The 8,292-nt window shown below is 69.7% G+C and carries 7 protein-coding genes and 1 pseudogene; 3 read left to right on the forward strand and 5 right to left on the reverse strand.

The window, feature by feature from the left end; genetic code table 11:
• Positions 1-87 precede the first annotated feature (87 nt).
• Complete coding sequence (locus AWC08_RS00210) at positions 88-744, forward strand: O-methyltransferase (RefSeq protein WP_069433616.1); 657 nt, start codon at positions 88-90, stop codon at positions 742-744.
• On the opposite strand, the gene AWC08_RS00215 is transcribed toward AWC08_RS00210, so the two are convergent.
• From AWC08_RS00215 to AWC08_RS00230, 4 genes are read right to left on the reverse strand one after another with little or no spacing between them, the layout of a single operon-like run.
• Positions 725-1,972 (reverse strand): ATP-grasp domain-containing protein, encoded by a 1,248-nt coding sequence (locus tag AWC08_RS00215; RefSeq protein ID WP_069433617.1) that lies wholly within the window; start codon positions 1,970-1,972, stop codon positions 725-727. The genes AWC08_RS00210 and AWC08_RS00215 overlap by 20 nt on opposite strands.
• Positions 1,959-2,738: an SDR family NAD(P)-dependent oxidoreductase gene (locus AWC08_RS00220; RefSeq protein ID WP_069433618.1), complete on the reverse strand. Its 780-nt coding sequence runs from the start codon at positions 2,736-2,738 to the stop codon at positions 1,959-1,961. The genes AWC08_RS00215 and AWC08_RS00220 overlap by 14 nt, the downstream gene beginning before the upstream one ends.
• Positions 2,735-3,388 (reverse strand): HAD family hydrolase, encoded by a 654-nt coding sequence (locus tag AWC08_RS00225; protein WP_065135085.1) that lies wholly within the window; start codon positions 3,386-3,388, stop codon positions 2,735-2,737. The genes AWC08_RS00220 and AWC08_RS00225 overlap by 4 nt, the downstream gene beginning before the upstream one ends.
• Positions 3,349-4,344: an L-tyrosine/L-tryptophan isonitrile synthase family protein gene (locus tag AWC08_RS00230; protein ID WP_083271130.1), complete on the reverse strand. Its 996-nt coding sequence runs from the start codon at positions 4,342-4,344 to the stop codon at positions 3,349-3,351. Before AWC08_RS00230 ends, AWC08_RS00225 begins: the two co-directional genes overlap by 40 nt.
• 192 nt (positions 4,345-4,536) lie before the next feature.
• Between AWC08_RS00230 and AWC08_RS00235 the strand changes: the two genes are divergently transcribed.
• On the forward strand, positions 4,537-5,868 hold the full coding sequence (locus AWC08_RS00235; protein ID WP_065135087.1) for an MFS transporter: 1,332 nt from the start codon (positions 4,537-4,539) through the stop codon (positions 5,866-5,868).
• On the opposite strand, the gene AWC08_RS36180 is transcribed toward AWC08_RS00235, so the two are convergent.
• A complete protein-coding gene (locus tag AWC08_RS36180) occupies positions 5,857-8,007 on the reverse strand; it encodes a hypothetical protein (protein ID WP_159459942.1) in 2,151 nt (716 codons plus the stop codon). The two genes, AWC08_RS00235 and AWC08_RS36180, sit on opposite strands and share 12 nt — an antisense overlap.
• Here AWC08_RS36180 and AWC08_RS00250 point away from each other — a divergent pair.
• Positions 8,000-8,292 (forward strand): annotated as a pseudogene (locus AWC08_RS00250) (hypothetical protein); the annotation flags it as partial. The gene AWC08_RS36180 and the pseudogene AWC08_RS00250 sit on opposite strands and share 8 nt — an antisense overlap.

The raw sequence follows: 8,292 nt of genomic DNA on the forward strand, positions 1-8,292 counted from the left end.
CCTACATTCTATACCCCTCGGGGGTACGGGTAAACAACCCGGCCGGGTGTTCCGGGGTGCCGGCCGGGTCAGGAGTTAGCGTGGTTTATGCCCGCAGAAGCGAACCCGCAGGCCGTCGACGCCTTCTTGGACAGCACGCTCATCGGCCCTGATCCGGCATTGTCCGCGGCCGTCGCGGCTAGTGACAAGGCCGGCTTGCCACGAATCGCGGTGTCGGCGCAGCAGGGCAAGTTCCTGTGCCTGCTGGCGTCGGCCATGCAGGCGCGTCGCATCCTCGAGCTCGGCACGCTGGGCGGCTACAGCACCATCTGGCTGGCGCGCGGGGCCGGTCCGCAGGGGCGGGTGGTGACGCTGGAGTTCGACCCGCGACGTGCCGAACTCGCTCGCGCCAACCTGGACCGGGCCGGATTGGGCGACCGGGTCGAGGTGGTGGTCGGGGCCGCGCTGGACACGTTGCCGACGGTGACCGGCGGCCCGTTCGACCTGGTGTTCATCGATGCCGACAAGGAGAACAACGCCGCTTACCTGGAGTGGGCGGTCCGGCTGGGCCGTCCCGGCACCACCATCGTGGTCGACAACGTCATCCGCGGCGGCAAGGTGCTGACCGAGGCCGACGATGTGAGGGTCGCCGCAACCCGCGGAACGCTGCAGCTGATGGGTGAGCACCCGCGTCTGGACACCGCGGTGCTGCAGACGGTCGGCGGCAAGGGGTGGGACGGGTTCGCTATGGCCGTGGTGCGCTAGGGCCGCCGGTTTTCGTCCCGTATCGCGGAGCCACGAACCTTTGATAGCACAAGTCGCTGTCAGCCCTGACCTGCGCGAGGTCGTCGTGGGCGAAGAGGATGAAGTGACAGCCCATCATCTTCGAACCGAAGATCTCGCGGACGCTGGACAGGCTCGCGACGGTGGGTACATCACCGGAGTCGAGCCCGTAGATGGCCAGGAGACGCACCTGCCGGCGGGGCTCGGGCACCATCATCGGCTTGCCGAATGCGACATCGATGAACGTGTCGATCACGCCGACTCCCTGCGCGATGCCGACCATCCGGTCGACCATTCCGCCGGCCCCCGCCAACCGGGGATTGAGGTCGATCAGCACCAGCCCGCTGGGCGATTCGGTGAACTCCGGATGGAAGAACCCGTTCTGGTGGCCGAGAACCCTCAGCACCTCACGGGTGTGCGCCAGCAACGACGCATGCTCGGGAGCTCCGACGTCGAGTTGGTCGGCCCAGCAGTAGCGCATGCCGTCGCTTCGAACCACCTTGTGCCAGCGCTGCAGGCTGACGAAGTAGTACTCGCCCACGATCGCGAAGCCGTCGATGCTGTAGGTCTGCTGCATACCCGCGGCGTCCCAATCGATCAGCAACTCCTGCGCCGTGTAAACAGCGTCCGGGTCGGGATCGGCCACTCGGGCCTGGTGCAGCCAGGCGTCCACGTCCTCCCGCGACACGATGGCGTGTCTTCCCGCATACCGCACCGGTTTCATGATCATCGAGTCACCGATCGCCTCCAGCGCCCGCTCCGGCAACGGCTCGTGCAACCGGAACGACATTTCCCGGGGCACGGGATATCCATGCCTGCGCAGCAGGCGGTCGGTCTCGTCTTTGCGTTCGCGGGCCAGGGAGGTCGCCGGATCGTTGGCGAAATCAGGGCACACCAGCGCGGCCAGTCGATCGGCCGAGGCCAGGTCGTACTCGAATCCGTAAAACACGAAGGCCGGCTGCGCGGCGGCCAGGGCCTGCGCGGCCGGGATCAAGTCTCCGGCGTCGTAGCCGATCGCGCCATCTCGCGTTTCGACGGTGCGGCGCAGAATTCCCCGGGGGTCGACATCATCTGCCGGACAATTTAATTGCTGGTCGACGACATCCAGCAGGGTGACTCCGCGGCGGGCGAACCTCTCGCGGACATAGTCGGCGGACGACAGCAGCGAGGTGAAGGCGATGGTCCGGTTGGCCGGCTCAGAAAACGCCACTGAGACCTCCGTCTACGGTCAGGGCCGAACCGGTGATGTAGCGGCTCAGATCGCTGCACAGAAACAAGATCACATCGGCGATATCACCGGGTTCGGCCCAGCGTCCCAGCGGGATCCGCTCGTCGATCCGGCTGTAGTAGTCAGGGTGGCTGAGCCGCCCGGCGTCGGTCAGTGGGGTGCGGACCCATCCGGGCAGCACCGCGTTGACCAGGATGTTGTCGCCCGCCCACGCCGCTGCCAGGCTGCGCGCCAGTTGCACCACACCGCCCTTGCTGGCCGCGTAGGCGGCACCGATCGCAGTGCCGAAAATCGAGGTCATACTGCCGATCAGCACCACTCGGGCGGCGCGCTGATGGCCGCGCAGCAGTGGATAGGCATCGCGGACGAACTTGAACTGGCTCGACAGGTTGGTCGCGACCACCTCGTCCCAATGGTCGTCGATGAGCTCCTGCGGCGCCGCGCGCCGGCTGATACCGGCGCAGTTCACCAGGAGATCCATGGTGCCCCATTCATTTCGGATCGCATCCAGGAACTCCTGGGACCGCACCCGATCGTTGATGTCAAAGCATTGCCCGGTCACCGCGTCCGACCAGGGGGTCAATGACGCCAGCGCGTTGTCCATCGTGGCGGGGTCGCGGCCGGTGATGCGGACCAGGCAGCCCTGACTCAGCAGCGCCCCCGCGGTGGCCAGTCCGATCCCGCTGTTGCCGCCGACGACCACTGCTCGAGTGCCGGACAGGTCAAGGGCCGGAACAGGAGTGTTCATTGCGCGACCTCCTGGAAGTCGTCGATCACCCGGTCAGCCCCGGCCCTGACGAGCTGGACGGCGTAGTCGGATCGTAGGTGTGCCGGAAGTCCGTTGACCAATCCGTACACGTGCAGACCGGCGGCCCGAGCGGCTCGCACGCCGGCGACGCTGTCTTCAACCGCGCAGGTCCGCAGCGGGTCGAGGCCGTGCTCGCGCAGACAGGCCAGGTAGATGTCGGGGTGCGGTTTGAAGCGGCAGTCTGTCTGTTCTCCGAAAATCGTTGTGCGCGGAAAGTATTCTGCAATCTCCAGGGCGCCTAGCAGGTTCTCGATGAAGTGGGTCTTGTTCACCGAACAGATGAACCTTTGCACCCGCAGCCGCAGTAGCGCGGTAAGGGTGGGATCCTTGCGCACGTCACGAAGCAACCGGCGGTGAATCTTGGCGCGCACCGGATCGAGCACGGACCGCTCGATGTGGATGCCGTATGCCCTTTCGACGTGGTCGAGGATCTGTTCGCCCCGCCAACCCAGATACCGCTCGAACATGTCATGGCGGGAGAGAGTTACGCCGAAGTTCGCGATTGCGTCGGCAAGCACATCGAAAGCGACCGCCTGACTGTTGACCGCGACTACTCCGTCGAAGTCGAAAATGATGCTGTCCCAACGCATGGGGCCTGCACTTCCTGAAAGTAGGGGAACGCGTGAGTGTCGACGAGCCGGCAGCCCGCGCGCGCTGCCTCCGCGGCGGGCATCATCCGGGGAAACCCGTTGCGCTGCAGCATGACAGCGAAGAACGATGTGGTGCCGCGCTGATGGTTGCCTTTGATCACGTTGACACCGAGCTGATCGATCTGGTCCGGTGACTTGTACAGTGCCGACATCTTGACGTAGGGCACCGGGCCGTATGTTTTGGCAAGCAGGCGGCCGAATCCGAGGTACTTGCGCAACTGCAGCAGCGCTCGGTGCTTGGCTTGCGCCCGCTGTTGGCGACCGGAGACCGTTTCGTCGCGGCACTCGCTGAGCAGCTTCAGATGCAGCTTGGTATATGCCGTGTACAGGCCCAGCAGCTGTTCGTCGGCGCGCATCAGACAACGCATTTCGTTCTCGTCCGGGCTGTGTTCGGCGAGCAGGATCCGGCGCTGCTCGTCATGGGAACGCCCGGGCATCAGATCGTCGGAGTCCTGCAGTACCAGCCCGGAGTGGGGTCGGATCATGTCGCAGATCCGCGCGACGTAATTGTCGACGGCTTGATCGCTGCCCAGCAGCTGCACGTCACTGTGGAAATGGCCCTCGCTGAGCAGGTGCAACTCGGTAGCGGGATAGATGTCGGCGATTCTCAAGTGCAATTCGGCCAGGGTTTGGATGGCCAGATACTCGCCCTGGTCGGGCAGGTCGCCGATCGTCAGGCGGCGGCTCGGACACTTGCCATGGAAGGTGGGCAAGACCAGCCGCAGCGGTGCGCGCGCCGAGATGATCTCACAAATCGTTGCGTGCAAATAGGATTCGTCGAAGCGCAGACCATCGGGGTTTTTCCGGGCGCCGTCCAGAAGCGTCACGATGCGCCCAGCGAGCGACTCTGGCCCAGTGCCGATGCGTCTTGGGGCCGCGATTGCGATTTCTGGCATGTCTTGACATCCCTCGTCGTCGATTAGGTAGTAGGAACAGTGCCAGCACCGCGGGTCTATGTATGTCGGCGGAACGGCCACAAGGGCGGTGGATGGCGTTGTCCACCGTTAGTGGGACCCGATTGCGTTGAATCGCATGATTTTCACCGGATGGGGTTCTGCGGAAGACCCTCTGCGCACCATACTGCCGAAATGACCCGAGCCGGCCTTCCCGTCAGCCGCGGCCTGCTCGCGGGGATGATCATGACCGGGGTGGTGTCCGTTCTGGATTCGACAGTCGTAGTGCCGCTGTTGAAGTCAATCGGCGATGAGTTCGGCGGCGGCCCGCAGGTGGCTTGGCTGGTGTCGGGCTACTTGCTCGCCTCGACGCTCACCATTCCGATCTGGGGTCGATGGCTGGATCTGAGAGGCGAGCGGGACCCCATGTGGGCGGCACTGGGACTCTTCACGCTTGGTACTTTGTTGTCCTGCCTCGCAACGGGTTTCGCCGGTTTGGTGGCTGGACGAGTGGTGCAGGGAATGGGCGCCGGGGGACTGGTCCCGTTGGGTGAGGCGATCATCGCGGGCCGTTGCACGCCTTCCGAGCGCGCACGCCTGCAGGGGCAATACAACGTCGCCTACGGCATGGCGGCCGCGTGCGGTCCAGTCATCGGCGGGGCCGTGATGGGCGTGTCCTGGCGATGGGCGTTTGCACTCGTGCTGCCATTCTGCGCGGCGGCGGCCTGGGCATTGCGGGGACAGTTGCTCTCAAGACCCGCGCCGGTGATCGATTTGCCGCCGTTCGACTACCGGGGCAGTGCAGTGCTGACGGTCGGTCTGTTTTCCGTATTGCTTGCGGTGGAGCGGTTTTCGTGTTGGGTGATGCTGACGGGTGTGGTGTTGGTCGGACTTTTTTTGCGCCGGACGAGGACCCGCACGCACACCTTGATCCCGGCTGCGGTGTTGGTCAACCGTGTGGTGTTGGGCTGCACCCTGGCCGCACTGGCCATCGGGTTCGTGCAGTATTCGTACCTGACCTATCTGCCGGAGCTGGCCCACGCGGCGGCGCACGGCATGAACTCAGGACTGGTGGCCGTGCCGCTGACGGTCATGTGGATGACGGTCGGCTCGGTCAGTGCCGTGCTGGCCTTGCGGGTAGGTACCCGCGCGGTGGTCGTGGCGGCGCTGGTGGCCGGGGCCGCAGCGGGAATGCTGTTGCTGACCTCGGTATCGCTGCCGTCGCTGTTCGGGGCCGCGGCGCTGGTCGGTGCGGCGGCCTCCCTCGGCGTGCTGCCGGCGCTGCTGTTGTCGCAGGTCAGTGCCGGCCCCCCCAACCTGGGCGCCACCACCTCGCTACTGGTTTTGATGCGCAATTTCGGCGGCGCGCTTGGGGTTTCGACGACGCTGGCGGTCAACGACGACTTCGGTCTCACCCCGAGTGTCGGGGTGCTGATCCTGGTGTGCGCCGGCGGTCTGCTACCGGTGTTGTGGATCCCCGGCCCTGCGGCCGAGGCCGCCCTGCGGCGGGCTGCGTCAAAGGTTTAGGCCGTCGGCACCCGGGCCGCCGGGTCCGCCGTCGACGCCGCCCGGTGCGGTGCCCTGACCGCCGCTGCCGCCGGCGCCGCCTTGGCCGCCGGGGGCGCCGTTGCCGTCACCGCCGGCGCCGCCCTGGCCGCCGTCACCGCCGTCGCCGCCGTCACCGGCCGCGCCGGAGCCCGGGGGCGTCCCGCCGCTGCCGCCGGTTCCACCGGTGCCGCCGACCCCGCCGTTGGCGCCGGCCTGGCCGGGTGTGACGCCGCTGGCGCCGGCGCCGCCGGTGCCGCCGGTACCGCCCTGGCCGCCCGGGCCGGCGTCGGCGTTGTAGTAACCGGCCCCGCCGGTGCCGCCCTTGCCGCCGATCCCGCCGACGCCGCCCCCGCCGACGGTGCCCGCGGTGCCGGTGCCGGAGCCGGCGAGACCGCCGGTGCCGCCGGTGCCGCCGGTGCCGCCCTGTCCGCCGGCCTCACCGGCGTAGGTGGTGCCGTCATAGCCGCCATAGCCGCCCTCGCCGCCCTGGCCACCCGGGCCGCCGAGCCCGCCGTCGCCGTTGGCTGCCCCGGCGCCGACCGAGGCTCCTACGCCACCAGCGCCGCCGGTGCCGCCGGCGCCGCCGGCGTATCCCGTCTGGTCTTCTGCCCCCGAGTAGCCGTCACCGCCCGTGCCGCCGTAGCCGCCACCGCCGCCGGCACCGCCGTTGCCGCCGGGCCCGGGCGCGCCTCCGTTACCGCCGCTGCCGCCGACGCCGCCGGCGTACCCCTCGGCGGTGTCACCGTCGTCACCGTAGCCGCCGGGGCCGCCGTATCCACCGGTGCCGCCGTTGCCGCCGACGCCCCCGGTACCCGGGTCCCCGCCGGTGCCACCTGTGCCGCCCATCCCGCCGGCGTAGCCGACAGCATTCGTGCCGTAGTCCCCTTGGCCACCCGGTCCGCCCATGCCTCCGTTGCCGCCGTTACCGCCCACTCCGGTGGTTGCGCCGGAACCCGGGGTGCCACCGGTACCGCCAGTGCCGCCCATCCCGCCGACAGCACCCGCTTGACCGGCGCCGTAGCCGGCATAACCGCCACCGCCGCCGTCGCCACCGGTGCCACCGTTGCCGGCGGCTCCGCCCACCGAGTCGCCGCCGGTGCCTCCCTTGCCGCCAGCCCCGCCTGCATAGCCTTCCTGGTTGACGCGCCCGGCGCCGCCGTACCCGCCGCTACCGCCAGTGCCGCCAGTGCCGCCATCTCCGGAGTAGTTCCGGTCGACGCCGTTGCCGGCGAGCCCGCCGAGGCCGGCCGCACCTCCCGCACCGCCCTCGCCGCCAGTGCCGCCAGGGCTATAGAAGCCGTTGCCGCCGTAACCGCCGTAACCGCCATAACCGCCGTAGCCGCCGTAGCCGCCACTGTTGCCGGACCCGGCGATGGCATTAGCGCCAACGCCGCCGTTACCGCCGGCGCCCCCGGCGCCACCGGTGCCGGCGACGCCCATCGCGGCGTCACCGAATTCGCCCGGCCAGCCGCCGATGCCGCCGGTCCCCCCGGTGCCGCCCATGCCCCCTGCGCCGCCGCCGCTGCCGGTGTCTGGTGTCCCGCTGCCGCCGTTGCCTCCTGCGCCGCCGGCGCCACCCACACCGCCGTTGCCGTTGCTGCCGCCGGAAGCACCCCTGCCGCCGATGCCGCCGCCGCCACCCTGGCCGCCGTTACCGCCCGTGCGCCCGGTCTCGGCGGCGCCGTCCGCGCCGGCGCCGCCGACGCCGCCGGCGCCGCCGGCCCCACCCGTGCCCGGGGTGCCGCCGGTGCCCCCAGTACCGGCCGCACCGCTGAAGCCACCGAGACCGCCCTTGCCACCGGCACCGCCGCTACCACCGCCTGCTCCCGTGTCGGGCGTGCCGCTGCCCCCGTCGCCACCGGTGCCACCGACCCCGCCGTTGCCGCCGTTGCCGTTGCGGCCGCCGGCACCGGTGTTGCCGCCGGTGCCCCCTTCGCCGCCGGAGCCGGCGCCCGTCCCGTTGCCGCCGGTGCCGGCCGCGGCGCTGAGTCCATTGCCGCCGTTGCCACCGGTTCCGCCGGTGCCGCCGTCGCCATAGACGCCGGCGGCGCCACCGGACCCGCCGGTGCCGGCAGCTCCGCCCGCACCCGCCGCCCCCGCCGTTACCGCCGTGGCCACCCATGCCGGCGCCCTTGCCGGGGCCGGTTCCGTCGCTGGGCGCGCCGGCCCCGCCCGTGCCACCCTGTCCGCCGTCGCCGCCCTGTCCGCCGCTGCCGTTGTAGCCGTGGGCGCCAGCGTTCCCGCCGGCTCCGGCATCGCCGCCGACGCCGCCGGCGCCGCCTTTGCCGGCGGGGTTGTTGAAGCCGGCCGGCACACCGTCACCACCGCTGCCGCCCATGCCGCCGGCGCCGCCGTCCCCGCCGGCGCCGGCGTGGCCGAACGTCCCGGCGCTGCCGCCGGAAC

It is taken from the genome of Mycobacterium gordonae (genome assembly GCF_002101675.1).
Taxonomy (GTDB): Bacteria; Actinomycetota; Actinomycetes; order Mycobacteriales; family Mycobacteriaceae; genus Mycobacterium; species Mycobacterium gordonae.